This is a genomic window from Shinella sp. OV683 (genome assembly GCF_057787725.1).
The window spans coordinates 3054296-3077431 of record NZ_CM173543.1 but is presented as its reverse complement, the minus strand read 5'-3'; the positions used below and the strand labels follow the sequence as shown (position 1 = coordinate 3077431).

The 23136-nt window shown below is 59.4% G+C and carries 21 protein-coding genes; 9 read left to right on the top strand and 12 right to left on the bottom strand.

Features of this window, described 5'->3' with window-relative positions; all coding sequences use genetic code 11:
- Positions 1-127 precede the first annotated feature (127 nt).
- Positions 128-340, top strand: coding sequence for a helix-turn-helix domain-containing protein (locus ACXHRN_RS14765; protein WP_488637070.1), 213 nt, complete (start codon positions 128-130; stop codon positions 338-340).
- Between the two features lie 238 nt (positions 341-578).
- Here the strand turns inward: ACXHRN_RS14765 and ACXHRN_RS14760 are convergent, their stop codons facing one another.
- From ACXHRN_RS14760 to ACXHRN_RS14735, 6 genes are all read right to left on the bottom strand, one after another.
- Positions 579-800 (bottom strand): hypothetical protein, encoded by a 222-nt coding sequence (locus tag ACXHRN_RS14760; RefSeq protein ID WP_488637069.1) that lies wholly within the window; start codon positions 798-800, stop codon positions 579-581.
- Positions 797-1078, bottom strand: coding sequence for a hypothetical protein (locus tag ACXHRN_RS14755; RefSeq protein WP_488637068.1), 282 nt, complete (start codon positions 1076-1078; stop codon positions 797-799). Before ACXHRN_RS14755 ends, ACXHRN_RS14760 begins: the two co-directional genes overlap by 4 nt.
- Positions 1075-1281 (bottom strand): hypothetical protein, encoded by a 207-nt coding sequence (locus tag ACXHRN_RS14750; RefSeq protein WP_488637067.1) that lies wholly within the window; start codon positions 1279-1281, stop codon positions 1075-1077. The genes ACXHRN_RS14755 and ACXHRN_RS14750 overlap by 4 nt, the downstream gene beginning before the upstream one ends.
- A complete protein-coding gene (locus ACXHRN_RS14745; RefSeq protein WP_488637066.1) occupies positions 1260-1556 on the bottom strand; it encodes a hypothetical protein in 297 nt (98 codons plus the stop codon). Before ACXHRN_RS14745 ends, ACXHRN_RS14750 begins: the two co-directional genes overlap by 22 nt.
- Positions 1550-2668, bottom strand: a complete 1119-nt coding sequence (locus tag ACXHRN_RS14740; RefSeq protein WP_488637065.1) for a phage major capsid protein — start codon at positions 2666-2668, stop codon at positions 1550-1552. Before ACXHRN_RS14740 ends, ACXHRN_RS14745 begins: the two co-directional genes overlap by 7 nt.
- Before the next feature lie 547 nt (positions 2669-3215).
- Positions 3216-4415 (bottom strand): TIR domain-containing protein, encoded by a 1200-nt coding sequence (locus tag ACXHRN_RS14735; protein ID WP_488637064.1) that lies wholly within the window; start codon positions 4413-4415, stop codon positions 3216-3218.
- A 518-nt stretch (positions 4416-4933) separates the two neighbouring features.
- Here ACXHRN_RS14735 and ACXHRN_RS14730 point away from each other — a divergent pair.
- The 3 genes from ACXHRN_RS14730 to ACXHRN_RS14720 all read left to right on the top strand — a co-directional run bounded on the left by ACXHRN_RS14730 (position 4934) and on the right by ACXHRN_RS14720 (position 9283).
- The gene (locus ACXHRN_RS14730; protein ID WP_488637063.1) at positions 4934-7132 is read left to right on the top strand and encodes an RNA degradosome polyphosphate kinase; all 2199 of its coding nucleotides are present in this window, start codon (positions 4934-4936) and stop codon (positions 7130-7132) included.
- Positions 7133-7156: 24 nt separating this feature from the next.
- Positions 7157-8683, top strand: coding sequence for an exopolyphosphatase (ppx, locus tag ACXHRN_RS14725; protein ID WP_488637062.1), 1527 nt, complete (start codon positions 7157-7159; stop codon positions 8681-8683).
- 156 nt (positions 8684-8839) lie between these two features.
- Positions 8840-9283, top strand: a complete 444-nt coding sequence (locus ACXHRN_RS14720) for a hypothetical protein (protein WP_488637061.1) — start codon at positions 8840-8842, stop codon at positions 9281-9283.
- 3 nt (positions 9284-9286) lie between these two features.
- Here ACXHRN_RS14720 and ACXHRN_RS14715 read toward each other — a convergent pair whose 3' ends face one another.
- Positions 9287-10129, bottom strand: a complete 843-nt coding sequence (locus ACXHRN_RS14715) for a calcium-binding protein (RefSeq protein ID WP_488637060.1) — start codon at positions 10127-10129, stop codon at positions 9287-9289.
- Positions 10130-10371: 242 nt separating this feature from the next.
- On the opposite strand from ACXHRN_RS14715, the gene ACXHRN_RS14710 reads away from it, so the two are divergent.
- Positions 10372-11451, top strand: a complete 1080-nt coding sequence (locus ACXHRN_RS14710) for a calcium-binding protein (RefSeq protein WP_488637059.1) — start codon at positions 10372-10374, stop codon at positions 11449-11451.
- A 69-nt stretch (positions 11452-11520) separates the two neighbouring features.
- Here ACXHRN_RS14710 and rnd read toward each other — a convergent pair whose 3' ends face one another.
- From rnd to ACXHRN_RS14690, 4 genes are all read right to left on the bottom strand, one after another.
- On the bottom strand, positions 11521-12690 hold the full coding sequence (gene rnd, locus ACXHRN_RS14705; protein WP_488637058.1) for a ribonuclease D: 1170 nt from the start codon (positions 12688-12690) through the stop codon (positions 11521-11523).
- Between the two features lie 127 nt (positions 12691-12817).
- A complete protein-coding gene (locus ACXHRN_RS14700; protein WP_488637057.1) occupies positions 12818-13957 on the bottom strand; it encodes an MFS transporter in 1140 nt (379 codons plus the stop codon).
- Between the two features lie 149 nt (positions 13958-14106).
- Positions 14107-14958 (bottom strand): hypothetical protein, encoded by an 852-nt coding sequence (locus ACXHRN_RS14695; RefSeq protein ID WP_488637056.1) that lies wholly within the window; start codon positions 14956-14958, stop codon positions 14107-14109.
- A gap of 4 nt (positions 14959-14962) precedes the next feature.
- Positions 14963-15397, bottom strand: coding sequence for an ABA4-like family protein (locus tag ACXHRN_RS14690; RefSeq protein ID WP_488637055.1), 435 nt, complete (start codon positions 15395-15397; stop codon positions 14963-14965).
- 105 nt (positions 15398-15502) lie between these two features.
- On the opposite strand from ACXHRN_RS14690, the gene ACXHRN_RS14685 reads away from it, so the two are divergent.
- Positions 15503-16105: a TetR/AcrR family transcriptional regulator gene (locus tag ACXHRN_RS14685; protein WP_488637054.1), complete on the top strand. Its 603-nt coding sequence runs from the start codon at positions 15503-15505 to the stop codon at positions 16103-16105.
- Between the two features lie 43 nt (positions 16106-16148).
- On the opposite strand, the gene ACXHRN_RS14680 is transcribed toward ACXHRN_RS14685, so the two are convergent.
- Entirely contained in the window at positions 16149-18584 is a 2436-nt protein-coding gene (locus tag ACXHRN_RS14680) for a hypothetical protein (protein ID WP_488637053.1), read from the bottom strand.
- Positions 18585-18908: 324 nt separating this feature from the next.
- Between ACXHRN_RS14680 and aspS the strand changes: the two genes are divergently transcribed.
- The 3 genes from aspS (at position 18909) to creD (ending at position 22842) form a co-directional block, all read left to right on the top strand.
- Positions 18909-20720: an aspartate--tRNA ligase gene (aspS, locus tag ACXHRN_RS14675; RefSeq protein ID WP_488637052.1), complete on the top strand. Its 1812-nt coding sequence runs from the start codon at positions 18909-18911 to the stop codon at positions 20718-20720.
- 5 nt (positions 20721-20725) lie between these two features.
- Complete coding sequence (locus ACXHRN_RS14670; protein ID WP_488637051.1) at positions 20726-21211, top strand: FUSC family protein; 486 nt, start codon at positions 20726-20728, stop codon at positions 21209-21211.
- Between the two features lie 182 nt (positions 21212-21393).
- Positions 21394-22842 (top strand): cell envelope integrity protein CreD, encoded by a 1449-nt coding sequence (gene creD / locus ACXHRN_RS14665; protein ID WP_488637050.1) that lies wholly within the window; start codon positions 21394-21396, stop codon positions 22840-22842.
- Positions 22843-23136: the final 294 nt, after the last annotated feature.

Below are 23136 nucleotides of genomic sequence, written 5' to 3'. Positions count from 1 at the left end.
GCAAAACAGCAACGTGATTTGCGCCAGATTTGCGCCTGTAGCGAAAAAACAGGCGCAAATCCTTTCGCCAAGCGCTGCAAGGGCGGCCTTCTTTCCCTTTCCCGGCGTCGGCGTTATCCTTGCCCGCATGCCCAGCGAACCCAGCCCCAGCGACAAGCTTTCCTCGATGCTCTCGGGCTTGCGGCAGTCCGGCCTTGGCCCATCCGCCATCGCCCGCGAGGCAGGCGTCAGCCGCACGTCGCTGCATCGGTTCGAAAACGGCGATTGCCGGATGCCGTCCTTCGCAGTGTTTCAGCGGATCGAGCGGTTGTTTCGGCAGCGCGTCGAGCCGGGGAAATAGGCAAGCCAGAAGGCGATGCTGCTGGCGGTCGAATTTCCAGAAGAGGGAAAAGTCGGACGAGGCGGCGACAAAAATAGCAGCGCACAAATCGCCAACATTGTTGGCAATTTCTCCCGCGAGCTACTTCGCCAAGCCCGCGTCATCAACAAACACAATCCCGATATGGTGGCCAGCCACCGCCCGGCCCGCATGACATGCCGCGCTGGGCCGGGCGAGGCTCACGCTCGCATCCGGGTCATCAGGTTGGACGGCGAGGCGCGAGGGCGGTTTTGCGGCGTTCCTCCATCCGCGTAAAGGCGGCAGCGACGGCAACATCGGCGCGCGTCTGCAGGAACCGTTTTCGCTGGGCGGCAACATCGGCGAAGGCATTGCGTACATCGGCGAGCGTCGCAGCCCCACAGAGCCATGCGAGCGCCGACCAGAGCAGCAAACGCAGATAGGCGAGCGGCCCGACCATCATCGCAATCGCCTCACGGGAGCGGCCAGCTTGGCGCGCGCTGCGCGTGGCGAGCCGCCTTTCAACGACGCGATCTCGCTGCGCAGCGCCGTGATTTCGGCCGCCATCAACGCCAGCTCGCCGCGCCATTCGGCCCGGTCAAGCCCCAGCGCCTCGGCGATCCGTTCGCGCTCCTCAGCGAAGCGCTGGCCGATAAAAGTGCCGGTCTTGGTGGCCTGATCGACGCGCTCGGCTTTGAGGATTTCCCGAATGGCGAGGGTCAGGGGATCGTTGTCGCTCATCGCCACCGCCCTCCGGGGAAATACTTTGGCCGCTCGGCGTCGATCCGGTCGAGCGCGGTCTTCAGGCCGACGACCAAATCGGCGCCGCTGAGCAGCCCGGTCTTAAACTCGACCTGCTCGCCAATCACGCTAAACCATGTGCCGAAGCCGGGCCGCATAACTTCAAAGCACGCCTCGGCGATCATTTCTTGCCGGTCTGGCATTGCCTCGTCCTCCATTCGCAACCGTAAATTCGTATCGCCCGCTCGCAACCGGCCACGACGTCCGCAATGCGCTGGTGGCCAAGATCGAGAAACAGTGCATCGACCAGCCCGGCCGTTTCGTCGCTGCCGCTCGCTTGCCGCAGATAGGCCAGCGCCCATGCGCAAATCGCGTCCTGCGCCTTTGCGGGCGGCAAGCGAAACGGCACGACGTTATGCCAGCGATGGCGTCGGTGGCGATAGAGCGGCGGATAATCCCAGTCGCCCCGGCTTACCATGTGACGCTCGCAATCGTGGCGATCCTGTTCGGGCGGCGCATGACCCACGAAACCCCAAAGATCGACCGGATGCCGAGCGAAGCTGTCTGGAACGTCGACATCGTCGCCATTGTCGACAAATCCGGCACCGGCGTTGAGTCGCTCATGACAAGCGTCGCTTCCTCGGAAATCGAAAAATCGGCCGCAGATTCGGCAAGCGCCAAATCGTCAGCATCGATGGCAACGACGGTGCCTTCGGCCAGCGCCGGAGCGATGACGACGTCTAAGGCCGCAAAACCCGGCGACCACAGCGCCGCCCTAGCGGCCATGGCTTGGCTCATCAAAAACACGACCGCGCGCGCCTTCGGGACGGCAACTGAAAGCTTGCCGATATCGGCGATCAATGCGGCAGCGCCACCGCCAGCAGTCGGGGTTAACGGCGCGATGCCATTCAGCAAGCCGGGTGGGCGCAGCGCCGTTCCAGCACTGGCGTCGAGCAGGGCGGCATCGACGACGATTGCGGTATCGTCGGACATGGCTCGCTGGATGATCGTTTCGATCTGCGGCGTCGACTGCTGCGCCATTTCCCGCGTAAAAGCCGAGATGACGCCCATTTTGTAGTTAATCAAATTGACCGCGCCGAGGCCGAGACGCCGCATCGGGATGCCTTGAGCCTCGCCAACAAACGCGCCGCCAAGCTCGCCGGAAGAGGTGCGGAACGGCAACCGGATGCTGGTCACGCCTTGGGGAAAAGAGACGGCCAAGCCGCGCTTCGCAAGCTCCGAGAAAACCGAAAATGGCGCGACCGACTGCAGCGCCGAGTTCAAGGCGGAGGTGGTCAACTCGGCAGCCCAGCCCGCGACCGTGGTCATTGCCGGTGGGGTGGCCTTGGTGACGAACGCGCCGGGATCGGCGAGGCATTCGAGCACGGCGGCATTGCCCGGAAAACGTCGCTCGGCAATCGCCCTGGCATCGTCGTGGCGCTCGGCGACGGCGAGCAGTTTGCAAAGCATTGATCGGACCAAAGTTCGCTGCCGCGCTTCGGCTGGTTTGCCGGTCTGGCGGCGCGTCAGGCCGATAACCATCTGCTTGGTTTCGTGCAGATCGCGCCGGATGCAGTCGAGTTCGGACATAAAAATACCTCCATCGCCGGGAGGTCGGCGCGGAGGTTGAAACAATCCCCAGGCGCTGGCCGGTCAGCTATCCACGGCACGCAAACCATAGCACGGTTCGCGAAAAGAATTAACCTGATTTCGGTTCACCAATTTAAAGGCCGCTGACGCGCGTTTCGACGCGGCCGGGATAGTTGCCGTCAATTTTCGAAGAACCGCGTCACCGCCCGTTTGTGGCCGGAAGCGCCGGGTTTTGGCCGGGTCCGAGGCGGGTGCCAGCGGCCCCGCAGGCGCGGCGGCATGTATCAGAAGTGCGAATAACGCGGATTCTATAACGCTTCTACCCCCGCCGTTCCCCGGCCGAGGGGGGTCTTGTTATTCGCTACCCCCCTGCGGGATGCCCGGTGGTGGTCGCTGCCGTTTGGCAAATCGCGCGTCTATAAACTTCTCGGAATTGCTAAAACGAACACAAATCCCTTGATGCCCTCGCCACCGCTAGGCCCGATGCGGCATCGTTCGTTGCTCGCGTGCAGACAGCAGTTCTCAAAATAAGTGAGAAAGGCCGCGACTACCGAGGGTCAGTCGGCTCTGTCGCATTCTTTACTAGCTCCGAGAAATTTACCCATTCCAAACCCAAGGCTGATTGGAACGAAGGCTTCAGGTGCGCTCCGAATACGGCATGCGGGACTTCAACTGTATGAGGTCCAAAAACATATGGCGCCACCTGATACGGTGCGAACAAGAATTCGATCCCCTTATCATTGAAGGTGAATGCCTCAAAATGCTTCCAACCGGCTGTTCCACCTTCGACATGTTCAGCGTCAAGCGATTCGTCATCGTCCCATCTAAGCTTCAAAAGCGCGTCACGCACGAACGACTGAATTGCTAAAAATGCCTGATCAGCATCTTCAAAGAGCAACTCTGCGCTGTCGATTCTAAAAAGCGGATCGATTATAAAATTGAAGGTTCTAAAGTGCGTGTTTGGATGCGCGGCACCTGCGAAATAAGTATGCACACTATAATCCAGCGATAGCACGCGCCCGTTTATTTTCGGTCCCCAGCTTTGGGCATCAATCGTGTTGGTTCGAGAATATCGTGCTTGGCCATAGTTGTAAAAGCGGGTAGCAGGTTCAAACGTTGAGCGGCGGAAATCCATCACTTCTGCAAGTAGCTCAGCCTTCACAATGTCGCCGACCTGCGCGATGTAGGGGTACACTGTCGAGCTAAACCGAAACAGGCGCAGCTCCGCCTCGTAGCCCGGCAACCCATCTCGATATTCGTGGTATGGAAGAGCCTGCCATTGTATTTCAGAGTTTTCTTGAGCAAGTTCAGTTGCAAGGCCGATTTTTTCAAGTTGACTGCGGATCGCATCAATCACTTTCTCGCCAAAACTATCATCAGACAGCTTAATGAACTGAATATCCTTCAATTCTACAGGCACCGGCGCGTCGTCATCCAGCAGGACCGGTATCAAATAAATGTCATCGATAAGTTTTTCATCCGCTCTATCCAAAGCTCGCTTGATTTCCTTTTGGACGTATCCACGCTTATTCACTGAGTTGTTTGATATGAAGACTATGATGATCGCGGCACCATCGAGGGCCCTGAGAATTTCAAAGTCCCAGTTTTGTCCGGGCTTTATCCTTCGATAATCCATCCAGGCGCGGATCCCGTGCGCTTGGAGCTGATCCACCACCTCAGTAACTCTCTCCCTGTCGGCAACTGTATAACTGATGAAAACGTTTGGTTGAATATCTGAGATTTCCATTAATTATCCCCGGTTACGAATAAGATTTCGACATTGACACCCACTGGCTTTCAGGATTTCTCCCGCAGATCTGCCTCGGTTGTTAAGTTGGTTCTTGTACATCGTGGCTTGTTTCGTTTGGTTGCGCTAGTCGGCTCGTAACAAGTAGATGCTTCGGTCAACAGCGATCTACTTGTGTGGGGTGGTGTGGGCGGGTTGGCCGCGCAGCCAGCTGCGCAGATTGGCGTGCGGCTCTCAGCGTTGAACAAGCGGAACGAAACGTGAAAAATTTGCGCCAGATTTGCGCCTGTAGCGAAAAAACACTGGCGCAAATCGGCGCAAAGGGACGCAAAAGGGAACATAACAAGTACGAGCAATGCCGAAAAAAGATAAGCAAATACAAAGGATTAGTACGAAATTTGCGCAACGACGCAAATCAAGCGATTGTTAGCGACTTTGCTGTCATGTAACTGTCGTCATTCTGTAATAATTCCGGCCGAAGACATTAACCAACCCATTTCCCGAGACGGACAAGCAGCATGAATGTGAACGCGACAGATACGATCCAGCCGGCAGTGTCGGTCGTGGAGGCCGCTGCGGAAAACACCATTACCAGCAGTCCGGACCGCTTCATCAACCGCGAATTCTCCTGGCTGCAGTTCAACCGCCGCGTTCTCGAGGAGACGCTGAACACCAACCACCCGCTGCTCGAACGCGTGCGGTTCCTGTCGATTTCGGCGGCCAATCTCGACGAATTCTTCATGGTACGCGTGGCAGGCCTCGAAGGCCAGGTGCGCGAAGGCATCGTCATCAAGAGCCCCGACGGCAAGACACCGGCCGAACAGCTCGAGGCGATCCTCAAGGAAATCAACAATCTGCAGATGGAGCAGCAGGCGGCACTCGCCGTACTCCAGCAATATATGGCGCGCGAGGATATCCTCATCGTCCGCCCCGGCGCGGTCAACAAGGAAGACCGCAAGTGGCTGGAGAAGGAGTTCAACGAGGCGCTGTTTCCGGTGCTGACGCCTCTCTGCATCGATCCGGCCCATCCATTCCCGTTCATTCCCAATCTCGGTTTCTCGATGGGGCTGCAGCTTACCAGCCTGACGGACAAGGAGCCGATGACGGCACTGATCCGCCTGCCGCCGGCGCTCGATCGCTTCATCCGCCTGCCGGATCTCGATGGCGTGCTGCGCTACATCACCCTTGAAGACACGGTGCTGCTGTTCATCGGCAAGCTTTTCCCCGGCTACCAGGTCACCGGATCGGGCACGTTCCGCATCATTCGAGACAGCGATATCGAAATCGAGGAAGAAGCCGAAGACCTCGTGCGCTTCTTCGAGACGGCACTCAAGCGCCGTCGTCGTGGCTCGGTCATCCGTATCGAGACCGACAGCGAGATGCCGCAATCGCTGCGCCAGTTCGTCACCCACGAACTCAACGTGCCGGAAAACCGCATCGCCGTCCTGCCGGGCTTCCTGGCGCTCGACACGCTATCTGAAATCGCCAAGGCGCCGCGCGACGATCTGCGCTTTCCGCCTTACAACGCCCGCTTTCCCGAACGCGTCCGCGAACATGCCGGCGATTGCTTCGCCGCCATCCGCGAAAAGGACATGATCGTCCACCACCCCTATGAGAGCTTCGACGTGGTCGTGCAGTTCCTGATCCAGGCTGCGCGCGACCCCGATGTCGTGGCGATCAAGCAGACGCTCTACCGCACGTCCCGCGACAGCCCGATCATTCGCGCACTGGTGGATGCGGCCGAGGCCGGCAAGTCGGTGACGGCGCTTGTCGAGCTCAAGGCGCGCTTTGACGAGGAGGCCAATATCCGTTGGGCACGCGACCTCGAACGTGCCGGCGTCCAGGTCGTGTTCGGTTTCATCGAACTCAAGACCCACGCGAAGATGAGCATGGTGGTGCGCCGCGAGGATGGCCGTCTCAGGACCTACTGCCATCTCGGCACCGGCAACTACCATCCGGTAACAGCCAAGATCTACACCGACCTCAGCTACTTCACCTGCAATCCCGTGATTGCCCATGACATGGCCAATGTCTTCAACTTCATCACCGGCTATGGCGAGCCGGAAGCGGGCATGAAGCTGGCCGTCTCGCCCAATACACTGCGTCCACGCATCCTCCAGCACATCAACGAGGAAATCGCCCATGCCCAGGGCGGCAAGCCGGCGGCAATCTGGATGAAGATGAATTCTCTCGTCGATCCCGAAATCATCGACGCCCTCTATGCAGCCAGCAATGCCGGCGTCAAGGTAGAGCTCGTGGTGCGCGGCATCTGCTGCCTCAGGCCGCAAGTATCTGGTTTGTCAGAGAATATCTCGGTCAAGTCGATCGTCGGCCGGTTCCTTGAACACAACCGAGTTTTCTGTTTCGGCAATGGTTATGGCCTGCCAAGCGAGAAGGCGCTGGTCTATATCGGCTCAGCCGACATGATGCCGCGCAATCTGGACAGGCGCGTCGAGACGCTGGTTCCGCTGATCAACAAGACTGTGCATGAGCAAGTTCTATCCCAGATCATGCTGGCCAACCTGATTGACAACCAGCAGTCCTACGAGATACTTCCCGACGGAACTTCGAAGCGCATAGATGTGCGCGACGGGGAGGAGCCGTTCAATGCGCAGCTGTATTTCATGACCAATCCAAGTCTTTCGGGACGTGGCGAGGCCCTGAAATCGAGTGCGCCGAAGCTGATTGCCGGACGGTTTTCGTCCGGTCGTAAGTGATAGTATAGGTCTGATTGGATCTACATGGTAGAGTCAGAAGCCCAAGGGCGCTTGCCCGGCATCGAGCCGGTGTCCATCGTCGATATCGGGTCCAACTCGATCAGACTGGTGATTTACGAGGGGCTGAACCGCGCCCCTGCAATGCTCTTCAACGAAAAAGTCATGTGCGGCCTGGGCAAGGGTATTGCCCAGACGGGCAACATGGATGCCGCAAGCGTTGAACGCGCGCTGGCCGCGCTGCATCGCTTCAAGGCGCTGTCGACGCAGGCGCGTGCCCACACCGTCTATGCGCTGGCGACGGCCGCCGCGCGTGAGGCAGCGAACGGTCCGGACTTCATCCACAAGGCAGAAATGATTCTCGGCCAGAAGGTGAGGGTGCTTTCCGGCGAGGAAGAGGCGCACTATTCGGCGCTCGGCATCATCAGCGGCTATCACGATCCCGACGGCATTGCCGGCGACCTCGGTGGCGGCTCGCTCGAACTCATCGACATCAAGGGCCAGACCCATGGCAAGGGACTGACGACCCCGCTCGGCGGCATCCGGTTGACGGAGTTTTCGGGTGGCTCGATTTCCAAGGCGACGACCCAGGCGCGCAAATATCTGCGCAAGATCGATTTTCTGAAAACCGGCGAAGGTCGCACATTCTACGCGATCGGCGGCACCTGGCGCAGCCTCGCCAAGCTGCATATGGAGCTTAACAACTATCCGCTGCACATGGTGCAGGATTACCGGCTGAGCTTTGCTGACGCGATGACGTTCCTCGAAGGCGTCATCGCCAACAAGGATCAGAAGGAGCCGGCTTATCAGGCCGTGTCGCGCGCGCGCCGCGCGCTCCTGCCATTTGGCGCCATCGCCATGCGCGAGATCCTGTCCGAAATGAAGCCGGCCTGGATGTCGTTCTCGGCGCAGGGCGTGCGCGAAGGTTATCTCTATTCGCTGCTGCCGGAATCGGTGCGGCATCAGGATCCGCTGCTATCTGCGGCCGGCGAACTCGCCGTGCTGCGTGCTCGTTCCCCCGAACATGCCCGCGAGCTTGCCGCTTGGACGGGCGCGATGATGCCGGTGTTCGGTATCAGCGAGACTGTGGAAGAGGGGCGCTATCGTCAGGCGGCCTGCCTGCTTGCCGATATCAGCTGGCGGGCGCATCCGGACTATCGCGGCCTGCAGGCGCTCAACATCATCGCCCATTCGTCCTTTGTCGGAATCACCCATCCGGGTCGCGCCTATCTGGCGCTGGCCAATTACTACCGCTTCGAAGGTCTCAACGACGACAGCGCCACCAGCGATCTCGCCGGCATCGGCACACCGCGGCTGATGCAGCTTTCGAAGCTTCTGGGCGGCATGCTACGCGTGCTCTACCTCTTCTCGGCTTCGATGCCCGGAATCATACGTCACCTGCGGTTTGAAAAACCGCGCGATCCGTCAAGCAACATTGATCTCGAATTCGTCGTGCCGCCGGAATATGCGGAATTTGCCGGCGAACGCATCGATGGCCGCTTGCAGCAACTGGCCAAGCTGACGGGCAAGAAGCTGGCGTTCAGGTTCGAATAGCGGGCAACGCTCCGTTTGGCCGGAAAGTAACCTTACTTCGTAACGCTCCTGCAAGATTATTGTGCGGGATCAGCCTGTTGCGAGCCCGTGTAGGATTGACGAGCGAGCTGCGTAGATTGACTGTATCGCATCTTCCCGTTCTATCGGCAGGCGTCCATGAGCTTCGAAAAGATACGAAACGCGGCAACCGCATTCCGCCTCGCTATCGAGAACTCCGACAGGTCCGAACTTTCCGGGGGCTTCAGCCGCTTTCCATGGGGATCGTGTGGCGACGCGTCACTGCTGCTGGCAGCTTATCTGCGCGACGAGGGCCTCGGCGACTTCGAACTGATTGCCGCGCGAGGCAAGGATGGTGATCACGCCTGGCTCCAGCAGGGCGATATCGTCATCGATATCACCGCCGATCAGTTCGCTGGCTTTGATTTTGCAGTCTATGTCGGCAATGGCGAATGGCACCGGCAGTTCGGCGAGTTCAGGACGTCGGAACCAGCAGATTATCATCGCTACGATGCGGCCACCGCCTCAGCGCTGCATTGGGATTATATGCGCCTGAAGGGTCGGACATTGGCCCACGCCACGCACTATGGCATGGGCCTTTGATATTTACAGCAGCACGTTGTCTTCGCCCAGGTCCCAGCGGCTGACGCCTTCGAGCTTGACCATATTGCCATCGCCGAGGTCGATCACGACACTGTCGCCGCCACCATCGTGGCAGCGGCCGCCATGTCCGTCCAGCACATGCTGGTCGAGGAAATCCCGGACGTCGCCGCCAAAGCCATAGCCGCTGAGGTCGAGCGTGTCCTTGCCAGCGTCGAAATCCGCCACCAGATCGGTGCCCGATTTCGGTCCGAACAGGAATGTATCGGCACCCTTTTCACCGACCAGATAGTCGTTGCCGACGCCACCGGTGATCGCATCGTCGCCGGCGCCGCCGATCAGGTAGTCGGCGCCCTTGTTGCCGTAGATCGTGTCGTTGCCCTTGCCGCTGTAGAGATAGTCGCCGTAGCCGGAGCCCGAGATCGTCTCGTCGCCGCCAAGCACGAGGTCGAGAAGCTTTTCGAAATTCAGATTGGCAAGCGCTTTGGAAAAGTCCTTGGCCGAGAGGTCGAGATCGGAAATGGTGAAATCGGCCTTGCCCGGGCCGTCTATGGAGAAGCTGTCGATGGTGCCGCCGGTCATGGTGGGGATCTTGCTGCCGCTCTTCAGGCTGAAATCGAAGCCGGAGCCGTCGACCGAGAAGGTCCATTCGTCGCCGAATGTCACGCTGAGATGTTTGTGTGAAACATCATAATCGGTGATCTTGCCGAGTTTCTTCAGATTAATGTCGTCGAAGTCGATCTTGAAGATATTCGGCAGCTCAAAGTTGAAGTCGTTGCCGTGATAACCGTGATGTCCGTGATCCTCGTTGTTGTCATCATCACCACCGTGCCATCTCTTAACTGCCATGCGTCACCCCTTGCATAAAAACGCGCTATAACCCCGCCGAAAGCGGGCTCTGGCGTAACGTAAGGGAGGGTCTGCAAGATTGCGTAAACGCGAAACATAAAATGCGCGGAAAACGGCAAATTGCCACCTGTGCCGTAAAAAACACGGTTCTGGCGAATTGTTAACTCTTCCTGCTTCGGCTTCGGTAACGTTTGCTTGCTAGGTTGCTGCGAGAATTCATTCCCAGACAGGACCCTCGCAGAATGGCTACAATTAAAATTGGTGATAGCGCTGGAAACTACGACCTTGACGTGTTGAGCATCGATCTCGGATCGCTGAAAAACACCAAGTACAGGAACTTCGATCTGTCGTCGAAGAACAATGTCGATACGCTGACGCTGTATCAAGACCGCACCAAGAGCAATTCTCTGCAACTCGTCGGCAGCTTTAGTGAAATGGCCTTGATCAACGGCAACATCGTCAAGGGGGTCAAAGAGGTCACCAAGCTTTCGGTCACGGAAAGCAAACATCTCAGCTACTCGATCAGCGATATCGAGATGACCGGCGCCGACCTGAAAGACAAGGGAGCCTTTGCGGACTTCCTCTTATCGCAGACGTACAAGATCCTGGGCAATGACGGTAGCAATGTGATTGTCGCTGGCGAACTCGCCGACCAGCTCTATGGCAATGGCGGCAACGATAAGCTCGACGGCCTCGGCGGCAAGGACAAGTTGTTTGGCGATGCTGGCAAGGATATCCTCTCAGGTGGCGACCAGGATGACCAGCTCGATGGCGGCATAGGCAACGACAAGCTGACAGGCGGCGCTGGCAAGGATACGCTCAAGGGTGGCGACGACAACGACACCTACGTCATCGACAAGTACGACTCGATCGTCGAGACCAAGAAGGGCGGCACCGATACGGTTGTCTCGGATGGCAACATCGACCTGCGGAAATTCGACTTCGTCGAACACCTCATCCTGACCGGCACCAAGGCGCTCAGCGGCATCGGTGACGCCGGCAACAATACGATCACCGGCAATGCCGGCGCCAATACGCTCTGGGGCGGCAAGGGCATCGATACGCTCGATGGCGGCAAGGGCGCCGATGTCTTCCAGTTCGTCAAGGGCGACGGCAAGGATACGATCCTCGACTTCGATGCCTCGGGCAGAGGCCAGGATCATATCGATCTCGGTGATTTCGGCTCGCAACTCAAATACAACAGCCTTGATATCGAAAAGCTCGGCAAGCACGATGTCAGCATCAACTTCGGCCACGGCGACGTGCTGGTGCTTCACGATGTCAGCATCACGGACATCGACGCCAGCGATTTTCAGTTCTGATCTTTTATGCATGACAAACGGCCCGGAGAGCAATCTCCGGGCCGTTTGTGTTTGATAGAGGTCGAAGCTTTATTCGGTCGCTGCTGTGCCGATCTCGACCAGATCGATTTTCTTGTTGACGAAGCGCAGGGCAATCTCGCCGGTGATCAGCTTGAGCGCCGGTTCGCCGAAAATCTCACGGCGCCAGCCGTGCAGGGTGGACGTCTCGGCTTCCTCGCCCTTCGACGCCAGCGCATCGAGATCGTCGCTGGTGGCGATGATTTTTGCCGCGACGCCGTGCTTTTCGGCAATCAGCTTCAAGAGCACCTTGAGCATTTCCACGGCAGCGCCGGTGCCTTCCGGCAGGTTGGCGGGGCGAGGCACCTTGGGCAGGTCGGCCTTGGGGATCGCCAGCGCCGCATTGACTGCGGTGAGGATGGCGGCACCGCTCTGCGAGCGCTCGAAACCCTTTGGGATCGTGCGCAGGCGCGCCAGGGCTTCCGTGTCCTTGGGCTGCTGCTGGGCGATTTCGAAGATCGCGTCGTCCTTGAGCACGCGCCCGCGCGGCACATCGCGATTGCGTGCCTCGCGCTCGCGCCAGGCTGCGAGCTGCTGCAAAATGGCCAGTTCGATCGGCTTGCGGATGCGCATCTTCAGCCGCATCCAGGCATTTTCCGGATGCAGGTCGTAGGTTTCGCGCGATTCCAGCACCGCCATCTCTTCGGCCAGCCACTCGGTGCGGTTTTCCCGCTCGAGTTCGGCCTTGAGATGCAAATAAACATCGCGGAGATGGGTGACGTCGGCGATCGCATAGTCCAGCTGCTTTTCCGAAAGCGGCCGGTGGCTCCAGTCGGTAAAGCGCGAGGACTTGTCGAGCTGGACGTTCTTGATCTTCTGCACAAGCGTGTCATAGGAGGCGGAATCGCCAAAACCGCAGACCATGGCGGCAACCTGGGTGTCGAAGATCGGATGCGGAATCAGGCCGCCGCGATTGAAGATGATTTCGATGTCCTGGCGGGCGGCGTGAAAGACCTTGGTCACCGAGGTGTCGGCCATCAGTTCGAAGAACGGCTGGAGTTCAAGACCGGGCACCAACGGATCGACGATCGCGTCGAGATCGGGGCCGGAGAGCTGGATCAGGCACAGTTGCGGCCAGAATGTCGTCTCGCGCAGAAACTCCGTATCGACGGCGACGTAGTCGCTTTTCGCCAGAAGTTCGCAGGCATCCCTAAGCGACTGTGTGTCTGAAATGATCTTCATTATTGCTGAAATCCGTCCTGCGGTGACCGCGAAATCTGATTTTCGATGAATGGCCTGTTCTCGGCTCTTGAGGGTGAGAAATCAAGTGATGCAGGGATTTATTGAAGGTTTTTCACCGAATTTGTCATCATGCCGGGCGTTGTGCGACGCGATTCAACGTATAGGCGATGAAAATCGCTTGTGTCGCGGCAGTAAAGGCAAACAGAGATTTCGGGCCGAAGTAACCCATGATCACGGCGGCAAGTGCAGGCCCGATGATGGCACCTGCGGCCCAGAAAAACAGCAGCCCGGCCGAGACAACGGCGTATTGACCGGGGCCGGCGCGGTCATTGGCATGCGCCGAGCATAGCGAGTACAGCGGCATGGAAAAAGCGCCGAGCAGGAACACGCCGCCGACATTGGCCCAGACGCTGGTGCCGGCGAAGAAGAACAGCAGCAGGCTTGCAATGACGCCGCCTGACGTTGCCACGAGGATCACCGATCGACGGTCCTTGATGTCAGAGAGATAGCCGAACGGGTATTGCAGCACCACGCCCGAAATGATGCTGGCGCTGATGAACCAGGCCGTCGAGATCGTGTCGAAGCCGAGCTCGCGGCAATAGACCGGCCCGAGCGAGCGATAGACGGTGTTGGTCATGCCGACCGAGATGCAGCCGGTGGCAGCAAGCGGCGAGATCTTCCAGAAGAAGCCGAGGTTGAAATTCATCTTGTCGGGCGGCGAGGGGCTCGATTTGTCGGCCAGCGAAATCGGCGTGATCGACAGCGCAAAGGCGATCGCCGATATCCCGAAGAGGATAAAGCCGTCGGCGCCGAACCATGGCAGGAAATACTGCGCTGACGTGTTCGAGGTCAGGTCGACATAGCGGTAGATGGAGAGCGTGCGCGCGCGGATCGAATTGTCGACCTTGGCGTTGATCCAGCTTTCGATGACGGCAAACAGGATCGCCAGGCAATAACCGTTGACCAGACGAAGAACCATCCAAAGCCAGGGATCGACCGCCATGCCGGCGAGAATGATCGTCGCCGTCGACAGCGCCGCCATCGCCGAAAACGCCCTGATATGGCCGATCTTGCGGATCAATGGCGTGATGTGCAGGCAGCCCAATGCGAAGCCGAGATAGTAGGAGGCGGTGATCAGGCCGATCAGCCAGGTGGCGAAGCCCGCTTCCGAGCCCCGCCAGGCAATCAGCGTTGCCTGCAGGCCGTTTGCAAAGATCAGCAAGGCGGCCGAAGCGAGAAGCGGAACGAGGGGGAGGAGTTTTCTCATGAAGCGGCATGCAAGAGGGAAGGTCGGGACTCACCCGCGATGGATGAAGTCTAGACATAAATGCTTCCGCCGCTAGCGGCATTTGCGACACTTTCATGAAAAAGCGGCAGGGGCGATTCTTCCCTCCTACCAAACTCCTCCTAGGCCCTTCAGAGGAAAGGCCGGCTATTCACCGCTTGGACGAATGTGCCCACAACGATGAGGACCCCAAGCATGGCGCCCAGCCATAGGCCACTGCGCACGAAGCGGGGAGCCAGCCGATCCAGAAGCAGGCCGAGGATCGGCAAGCCCTGCATCATGTGGGTCGCGAAAAAGTGGGGAACCCGCAAGTCGCCGCCGGTTCGCGACCAGCCAACCAGAAACAGTCCGCCGGCATCAGTGCGCGCGCCACCGATCCAGTGGCTGTTGGCGGCCAGTTCGCCACTTCCCATGATCCCGGCCGTGATTAGCGTCAGCACCGCGCCGAGCATCAGGCCGACCGCGCCGCCATAGCGCAAGCCTTTGGGCGCGGCTTGCAGTCCGCGCCGCCAGATCATCAGGCCGAAGATGAAACAGCTGACCACGATCAGCACCGCGCCGACGCCCATGACGTTATAGAGCGTCGCCTCCAGCGGCGTGCTGTTGTTGAAATGCGAGGCGCGACCGCGAGCAGCCTGGATGATGAGATAGGAGATTTCCATCGTCGTCATCAGGCCGAGCATCACGGCCGTCCATCGGACGACCCGGCCGCTGCGGGCCTGCTCGGTTATCAATGGCAGGAGCCAGATGATCGTGCTGATGGTGATGATCAGCGACAGCTCGAATTTGATCGGCTTGGACCAGACGTTGATACCGTTGAGAATCCTCTCGTCGAACAGAGAGGAAAGCAGGCTCGGGATCAGAAACGCCACCTGGACGCCAAGCGCCAGCATCAGCGTATCGCGCGCCCGATCGCCGAGCGTTGTGCGCAGGCTCCGCATCGAAAGCGCGGGAACATAGGGGTGCGAAACAATATCCGACATGGCGTCATCCTCCGGTTCTGAAAAGCGGCGCTGGCTGGATTGTGCGGCTGACGAGGTAGAGCAGCAGTCCGATTGGGCCGAACATGAAGGTCGCGACCATCAGCGGCGCCTGCAGGACCCGGCTTACGCCCGCCCGGTCGGCCTCGGCGGCAATCCACATGCCGACGAATAGGTCAAAGGCGAGGTAGTGAATCCAGCCGGCGAGCAGGCCTGCATCCGACAGGAACAATGCCCTGACCTCGCCGATCGAATTGAAACCGCCGCCTTCGATCCGAAAGAAGAACAGCATGATCAGCACGGTGTAGACGACGGATAATCCGCCGATCAGCCCATAGCGCAGGCCACCTATCACCAATCGGTGACGCGGAAGGAAGATGAGGCAGGCCCAGCCGACCAAGGCCGCAGTACTGGCGAGAGAGAAAATCTGTTCGAACGACATGCCATCCTCCAAACTTGTCAGTGTCAAGATTGAGAAATGCGCCTCTATCTTGTCATTGTCAAGATTGCTTTTGACATTTTCCCGTCGGGCGGGTTATGCAGGTTCATGGCGCAGAAAAAGACCTATCATCACGGCGATCTCCGGCAGGCGCTGGTCCAGACGGCACTTGAAATGATCGAGGAGACCGGCCTCGAAGGCTTGTCGTTGAGGAAGATCGCCGCACGTGTCGGGGTCTCGCATGCCGCGCCGGAGCATCATTTCCCCAGCCTCAGGCATCTCCTCAACGCCATCGCCGGGGAGGGGTTCTTACTGTTCCACCAATCCGTGGATGACGAACTCCGCAAATCGCCGAGCGATCCGAAAGAGCAGATCAGGGCCGCACAGCGCGGCTATCTCAGCTATGCCCGCGCCCATCCCGCCTTGTTCCGGCTGATGTTCAACGCCGGCGTTCTCGATTGGTCCGACGATCAATTGACGGACAAGGCGCGAGCAGCCTACGGCCAGTTGCGCCAGATCTGCGCCCCCGTTGCTGATTTTCGCGGGTTGAAGACGGATGCCGAGCGCGCCGCGCTCGAACAACTCGTCTGGTCGCAAATCCACGGCCAGGCGCATCTGATGATCGACCAGAAACTGCCCGATCCGCAAGGCGCCGATTGCCCACCGGTGTCGCATCCGCTCGATCTCGCCAGCCTGCTGTTTCAGCGCTGATACGAGTGGACGCCGGCATTTGCGGCCGAGGCTGTGCTCTCGATCAGAAGGTGAAGTCGCTCTTGCCGAGATCGCCCATGTCGGTTCCCTTCAGCACCAGCACGTCGCCATTACCGCCGTCGATCCAGACATCCTGGCCGTGCTGGCTGATGTGGCTGGCTTTGAGGTCGGAAAAGCTGGTGATCGTCTCCAGCCTCGCGAGATCGATGACGTCGTGGTCCTTTCCTGTCGCTGCGAAATCGGTGATCGTGTCGCGGCCATAGCTGTTGGCGAAGGTGAACGTATCGGAACCTGCCAGTCCGGTCAGCTTGTCGTTGCCGCCCTTGCCGTCGAGGATGTCGTCGCCCGTTGTGCCCTTGAGCGTATCGGCCGCGGCGCTGCCCTTGAAGACATCGGTGACTTCGGCGACATTGAAGGTGAATTTATTGGCGGCTGTTGCCGTGTCGTGGCCGCCATTGGCGGTGCCGCCGTCGTCCATCACCTTGAAGCGCATGGTCGCGAGCGCATTGCCATTGGCGTTCTTGGCCGTCGTCCAGACCAGATCGGCAAGATCGGCCTTGGCGATCACATCGCCGACATGCACCTTGGCACCATCCAGCGTCAGCTTGCCGGAGCCGGGCAGGGTGGAAATCACGATGCCGGCAAGGTGGTCGCTTTCGCCGTCGGTCAAGCCAAAATCGCGGGCCTTGAACGCATAGGCGTGGTCTTCCTTGATCGTCACCGTCTTGTCGGCGCCGACAGGCGCGTCATTGACGGCGGTGACGTCAAAGGTCAGCGTGTGGACGCCAGACGTGTCCTTGCCGTTGCCGGCGGTGCCGCCGTCATCGGTGACCGTAAAGTCGATTGTCGCCACGCCAGTGCCGTTGGCGTTCTTGCCGGGTTTCCAGACGAGGTGCGAAAGGTCCGTGACGTCGATCTCCTGGTCGGCGGCGACGGCAACGCCATTCAACTTCAATGTGCCATTGCCGGGCAGCGTGGTGATGATGACGGACGAAAACACGTCGCCATCGGTGATATCGGAAAAACCGAAATTGGCCGCCGTAAGCGTAAAGCTGTGGTCTTCCAGCAGGCTGGCGGTCGTGTCGGTCGCGGCCGGTGCGTGGTTGCTGCCATAGACCGTACCGTCGGCAGCGTAGCGCTGCTGATAGACGCCGTCGCCGTCGCCATCCTGGCTGATGCCCGGGTACCCCGCCTCCATCTGCACATCCCATGTCACCACCCAGCCACCATCAGTGAGCACGGTGACCTCAGGCGTTTCCTGGAAGGACCCGGTATAGGTGTTGACCTGGGTTTCGCCACCCAGCACTGTTCCGTCGGCGTTGAATGCCTGCTGGTGGATGCCCCAGAATTTGCCGCCTGACCCCTGAGTTTGCCAGATGACCACCCAGCCACCATCCTGGAGCGCCGTGATCTCAGGCGCCACTTGTTGGTGCGATGTGTCTGTGTTGACCAGCGTCTCACTGCCGCGGGTCGTTCCGTCGGCGTTGTAGGCCTGTTGGTGGACGTCCCGGCCAGCCTCGCTATTCGTCGTCCAAGCCACCACCCAGCCGCCGTCGGCGAGTGCTGCGATGTCAGGCTCAAGCTGACCGCCTTCGCTGGTGGCATTGACCCGCGTTTCGCCACCGTGTGTTGTGCCATTGGCATTATAGGCTTGCTGGTAGATGCCCGTGGAACCGTCGGGATCTTGCCCATCGGATTGCCATGTCACTACCCAGCCGCCGCCAGTCAGTGCGGCAACCTGGTGGTTATTCTGGCTATCGGTTGTGTAGCTGTTGACCTGCGTCTCGATGCCGAGCTTTGTGCCATCCTGGTTATAGGCCTGCTGGTAGACGCCCCGGGGGCCGTCCGGGTTATTTTGGTTGTCTTGCCCAGAGGACTCCCATGTGGCGACCCAGCCGCCGCCGTCCAGCGCCGTCACCTGCAGATCGTCATGATAGAACCCAGGTGTGGTGTTGACATGGACCTCGCCGCCGCGCGCGGTGCCGTCGGCATTGTAGACCTGCTGGTAGTAGCCAGGAGCATCATCATCGTCCGCTGGATTGAACGTCTCCCAGGCAACCACCCAGCCGCCGTCATCCAGCGCGGCAATAACAGCATCTGAGGCTCCACTGGTGGTATAGGTGTTGACGCGTGCTTCGCCTTCGCGCTCGGTTCCATCTGAATTGAAGACGCGCTGATAGACGCCGCCATTGTCTTCATCCGATGTCCATGTCACCACCCAACCGCCATCGGCGAGCGCGGCAATCTGCTGATCATACTGAGCGAGCGTCGTGGAAGTGTTGACCAGTGTCTCATCGCCACGCGCCGTGCCGTCGGCGTTGTAGGCCTGCTGATAGACGCCGCCGCCATCGCCATCCTGCCCATCCGACGTCCATGTCACCACCCAGCCGCCATCGGCGAGCGCCGTCGCCGTGGCGTCGAACTGATCGCCCGTCGTATAGCTGTTGACCTGGGTTTCGAGCGCTGGCGTATGCAGCATGGCGGGTTCCTGTCCGGGTTTGCATCGGAAACAGGACCGCCCGTTTGCGAAGTCGCTTGTGAAAACACATGACCGCCCGGTCGCGTGACCGGAGAAGTGGGCTTGCCTCTCTAAATCTAGCGGATTTTCCCGACGCTGCTGGAACTATTTTTGGGTACGATCTTGCAATGTCCGACGCGCTCGCCGGTGTCGGGGAGGGCAGCGTGCGCAACCCTCCCGCCTTGACAAATCGGGCTCATCATGCGTTTGTCCCGCCGAATTTGAATTGGCCGGGAATCTCAAGATTTGCCCGGCTCCAAGCTATAAAAATTGCAGGATATAACCATGCACCGCTATCGCAGCCACACTTGCGCCGCTCTCCGAACCGCCGATGTCGGCTCCACCGTCCGCCTTTCCGGCTGGGTTCACCGCGTCCGTGACCATGGCGGCCTGCTGTTCGTCGACCTGCGCGACCATTATGGCATGACGCAGGTGGTAGTCGATCCCGACAGCCCGGCCTTCAAGACGGCAGAGACGGTGCGCGGCGAATGGGTCATCCGCATCGACGGCGCCGTCAAGGCGCGCTCGGCAGAAACCATCAACAAGCAGATGGCAACCGGCGAGATCGAGCTTTACGCGCAGGAGATCGAGGTGCTCTCCGTCGCCAAGGAACTGCCGCTGCCGGTGTTCGGCGAGCCCGATTACCCCGAGGACATTCGCCTAAAATACCGCTTCCTCGACCTGCGCCGCGAGACACTGCACAAGAACATCGTCAAGCGTTCGCAGATCATTTCCGACATGCGCGCCCGCATGAACTCGGCTGGCTTTGCCGAGTACTCGACGCCGATCCTGACCGCGTCATCGCCGGAAGGCGCCCGCGACTTCCTGGTGCCGAGCCGTATCCATCCCGGCACGTTCTTCGCGCTGCCGCAGGCGCCGCAGCAGTACAAGCAGCTGCTGATGGTCGCCGGCTTCGACCGCTATTTCCAGATCGCGCCGTGCTTCCGTGATGAAGACCCGCGCGCCGACCGCCTGCCGGGTGAATTCTACCAGCTCGACCTCGAAATGAGCTTCGTCACCCAGGAAGACGTCTGGAACACCATGGCGCCTGTCATGACGGAGGTGTTCGAGACCTTTGCCGAGGGCAAGCCGGTCACCAAGGAATGGCCGCGCATTCCCTATGACGAGGCGATCCGCAAATACGGCTCCGACAAGCCCGACCTGCGCAACCCGATCGTCATGGAAGGTGTCACCGAGCATTTTGCCGGCTCCGGCTTCAAGGTGTTCGCCGGCATGATCGCCGCAAACCCGAAGGTCGAAGTCTGGGCGATCCCGGTCAAGCGCAAGTCCGATACCGACGAACCAATCGGCCGCGCCTTCTGCGACCGCATAAACGCCTGGGCGCAGTCGACCGGCCAGCCCGGTCTCGGCTACATCTTCTGGCGCAAGGAAGAGGACGGCACCACGGCCGGTTCCGGTCCGCTCGCCAAGAACATCGGACCCGAGCGCACCGCAGCGATTGCCGCCCAGCTTGGTCTCGAATTCGGCGATGCCTGCTTCTTCGTCGCCGGCGAGCCGTCGAAGTTCTACAAGTTTGCCGGCGAAGCCCGCACTAAGGCCGGCGAAGACCTCAATCTTGTCGATCGCGACCGGTTCGAACTGTGCTGGATCATCGATTTCCCGTTCTACGAATGGAGCGAGGAAGAAAAGAAGGTCGATTTCGCCCACAACCCGTTCTCGATGCCGCAGGGCGGCCTCGAGGCGCTGCAGACTCAGGATCCCCTGACGATCAAGGCCTACCAGTATGACGCGGTATGCAACGGCTTCGAAATCGCCTCGGGCTCGATCCGTAACCAGTCCCCGGAACTGATGGTCAAGGCCTTCGAACTGGTCGGCCTCAGCCAGACCGACGTCGAGGAACGTTTCGGCGGCATGTATCGCGCCTTCCAGTATGGTGCACCTCCGCATGGCGGTTGCGCCTTCGGCATCGACCGCGTCGTCATGCTGCTATTGGGCGCCAAGAACCTGCGCGAAATCACGCTGTTCCCGATGAACCAGCAGGCACAGGACCTGTTGATGAATGCACCGGCACCGGCCATGCCCAAGCAGCTGATGGAACTGTCGCTGCGGGTCATTCCGCCGGTCAAGAAGGACTGAGCCGGATGATCGGCGCCGACGCCATCGAGCGTGTGAAGGCTGCCTTCACACGCGTTGTGGCCTCGGCTGTCGCCGCCGCACTGGCCTATTGGCTGGCACGCGTGCTGCTTGGCCAGCACCAGCCGATCTTCGCGGCGATCACCGCCATCATCTGCCTGGCTCCCGGCATCCTCAATCACTTCCGCCAGAGCCTCAACATGCTGGTGGGCGTCTCGGTCGGCATCGTGGTTGGCGAGCTCATCTTCCTCATCCCCCAGGATCTCGGCGAGATAAGCATCGCACTCGCTGTCTTCGTTGCCATGCTGCTGGGTTCGGCGTTGAGTACGGTTCCCGTCGTGCCCATACAGGCCGGAGCGTCGGCGCTGCTCGTCATCCTGATGGGTCCGCAATACGCCGGTCTGCCACGTTACTTGGATGTCATCATAGGGGTAGCTACGGGCCTGATCTTTGCTGTGGTATTCTTCCGCGCAAGGCTGAATTTTCGGGACTGAGCCGGCTGACCATCACATAGCTTTGGCGGACGCCATCTGTATTCCGTGCCAAGTCTAGGCACATCCGCTGTTTTGCCCGGATTCGGCCGGTATTCGAACGAATTTCCGCAGTGATTGAGCCGCAATCCCCTTGCAACCTCTGTGATGCGGGAAGGGACCCGCTGACATGACAGGGGAATATCATGACGTCAGAACAAGACGATATCGACCGACAGGCCGGACTGCTTCCACCTGATCCCAATATGCCGACCGATCCGCCGCGACAAGGCGGCTTCACCGGCTTCATGCGCCTGCCGGGTGTGAAATTCATCATCGTCGGCATCATCTCTGTGATGCTGCTCGTGCCGACATTGTTGGTCTGGGCTCTGGTGGAGGAACGCAGCGACCGCGCCAGCGAAGTCGCGCAGAAAATTGCCGCCGGCTGGGGCGGGGAGCAAGTGGTCAACGGCCCGTATCTCGCCGTACCCGTCACTGTGAATCGCAGCCAGACGAGCCAGAACGGCACCATCACCTGGCAGCGGGTGACCGACTGGGTGCTGATGATGCCGGAGGAACTGAAAGTCGATGCGAAGCTGGCAACGGAAGCGCGAAAACTCTCGATCTATTCGCTGCCGGTCTACAACGCCAAGCTCTCGATCAAGGGCAAATTTCCGGCCACGATGACGGCGACGCTGGCCCAGTTCGAGGGCACGCCGGATCTTGATCGGGCTTTTCTGGTGATGAATATCGGCGATATTACAGGCATCCGCTCGAATGCCGAAATCAAGATCGACGGCGCACCGGCGCAGCCCTTCGAGCCGGGCATGCGAGCGATTTCCTCGTTCAAGCCGAATTTCAGTAGCGCCTATTATGGCGATCAGGCGGTTTCGACCACTGGCATCAACCGGCCCGTCAGCCGTGATGTCATCGAAAAAGGCTTCGATTTCGACATGGAGCTGTCGCTCAATGGTTCCGGCCGCTTCTCGGTGGCGCCGGCGGGCCAGACGACCAGCCTGGCGATCTCGGCCAATTGGGGCGATCCGGGCTTTGAGGGCACCTATCTGCCCGAAACCAAGAAGATCGAGCCCAAGTCCTTTTCCGCCAACTGGACGATACCCTATCTCGCCCGAGGCATCGACAAGGTTTCCTGGAATACGGTGATGCCCCTCACCAGCAGTCTGATGTCGGTCAATCTGGTCGAGCCGGTCAAGTTCTACCAGATCGTCTCGCGCACGTTGAAATACTCGATCGGCTTCATCTCGCTGATGTTCTTTGCGGTCTTCATCATTGAGTTGAAGAGTGGCCGTATGGTGCACTGGGTTCAGTATGTGCTGACGGGCCTAGCGCTGATCATCTTCTACATCCTGCTGCTGGCCCTCGCCGAGCATCTGGGCTTCGGCCTTTCCTACGCCATAGCCGCTGCGGCGACCACCGCGCTGATCGCCACCTATGTCGGCACAGTAACGGCAAGCCGGCGAAGCGGCGTGTCGCTCGCCGTGGTCCTGGGCCTCACCTACGGGGTCATGTATCTGATCCTCAGGGAGGACGAGTATGCTCTGCTTGCTGGCGCCATCATCTCCTTCGTGACCATCGGGGCGACGATGTACTTCACCCGCAACATCGATTGGTCGGGAGCAAAGCAAGCTCGATAAGTACAATATTCCGGGCGGCTTTGGTCGCCCGGAACTGTCTTTACTGTGAGAAATCGGTCGAATTAGTCCTATTAATACAAGAGGATCTTAATCAAACCGAAACCGTTTGTTCATAGGTTCGCCTCGACAGGGCTTCGCCTCATGCATGATCGCATTCTCACACTGTCATGGATACACAATCCAATTTGGCACGTGATATTATCAAGCATCCATGGCGTATCTTTCTGATTTAAATTGCTAAATTAGATAGACTCATTTTTTGCGACGCCCGTGAGGTCGTTTGCACCATGCTCG

Excerpts from the sequence above, each read along its gene's own strand:
- rnd (WP_488637058.1), bottom strand. The coding sequence starts at position 12,690 with ATGAAGATCATTTCAGACACACAGTCGCTTAGGGATGCCTGCGAACTT.
- ACXHRN_RS14760 (WP_488637069.1), bottom strand. The coding sequence starts at position 800 with ATGATGGTCGGGCCGCTCGCCTATCTGCGTTTGCTGCTCTGGTCGGCG.
- creD (WP_488637050.1), top strand. The coding sequence starts at position 21,394 with ATGACGTCAGAACAAGACGATATCGACCGACAGGCCGGACTGCTTCCA.
- ACXHRN_RS14685 (WP_488637054.1), top strand. The coding sequence starts at position 15,503 with ATGGCGCAGAAAAAGACCTATCATCACGGCGATCTCCGGCAGGCGCTG.
- ACXHRN_RS14765 (WP_488637070.1), top strand. The coding sequence starts at position 128 with ATGCCCAGCGAACCCAGCCCCAGCGACAAGCTTTCCTCGATGCTCTCG.
- ACXHRN_RS14730 (WP_488637063.1), top strand. The coding sequence starts at position 4,934 with ATGAATGTGAACGCGACAGATACGATCCAGCCGGCAGTGTCGGTCGTG.
- ACXHRN_RS14695 (WP_488637056.1), bottom strand. The coding sequence starts at position 14,958 with ATGTCGGATATTGTTTCGCACCCCTATGTTCCCGCGCTTTCGATGCGG.
- ACXHRN_RS14715 (WP_488637060.1), bottom strand. The coding sequence starts at position 10,129 with ATGGCAGTTAAGAGATGGCACGGTGGTGATGATGACAACAACGAGGAT.
- ACXHRN_RS14745 (WP_488637066.1), bottom strand. The coding sequence starts at position 1,556 with ATGGTAAGCCGGGGCGACTGGGATTATCCGCCGCTCTATCGCCACCGA.
- ACXHRN_RS14740 (WP_488637065.1), bottom strand. The coding sequence starts at position 2,668 with ATGTCCGAACTCGACTGCATCCGGCGCGATCTGCACGAAACCAAGCAG.
- ACXHRN_RS14720 (WP_488637061.1), top strand. The coding sequence starts at position 8,840 with ATGAGCTTCGAAAAGATACGAAACGCGGCAACCGCATTCCGCCTCGCT.
- ACXHRN_RS14735 (WP_488637064.1), bottom strand. The coding sequence starts at position 4,415 with ATGGAAATCTCAGATATTCAACCAAACGTTTTCATCAGTTATACAGTT.
- ACXHRN_RS14755 (WP_488637068.1), bottom strand. The coding sequence starts at position 1,078 with ATGAGCGACAACGATCCCCTGACCCTCGCCATTCGGGAAATCCTCAAA.
- ppx (WP_488637062.1), top strand. The coding sequence starts at position 7,157 with ATGGTAGAGTCAGAAGCCCAAGGGCGCTTGCCCGGCATCGAGCCGGTG.
- ACXHRN_RS14670 (WP_488637051.1), top strand. The coding sequence starts at position 20,726 with ATGATCGGCGCCGACGCCATCGAGCGTGTGAAGGCTGCCTTCACACGC.
- ACXHRN_RS14710 (WP_488637059.1), top strand. The coding sequence starts at position 10,372 with ATGGCTACAATTAAAATTGGTGATAGCGCTGGAAACTACGACCTTGAC.
- ACXHRN_RS14700 (WP_488637057.1), bottom strand. The coding sequence starts at position 13,957 with ATGAGAAAACTCCTCCCCCTCGTTCCGCTTCTCGCTTCGGCCGCCTTG.
- ACXHRN_RS14690 (WP_488637055.1), bottom strand. The coding sequence starts at position 15,397 with ATGTCGTTCGAACAGATTTTCTCTCTCGCCAGTACTGCGGCCTTGGTC.
- aspS (WP_488637052.1), top strand. The coding sequence starts at position 18,909 with ATGCACCGCTATCGCAGCCACACTTGCGCCGCTCTCCGAACCGCCGAT.
- ACXHRN_RS14680 (WP_488637053.1), bottom strand. The coding sequence starts at position 18,584 with ATGCTGCATACGCCAGCGCTCGAAACCCAGGTCAACAGCTATACGACG.
- ACXHRN_RS14750 (WP_488637067.1), bottom strand. The coding sequence starts at position 1,281 with ATGCCAGACCGGCAAGAAATGATCGCCGAGGCGTGCTTTGAAGTTATG.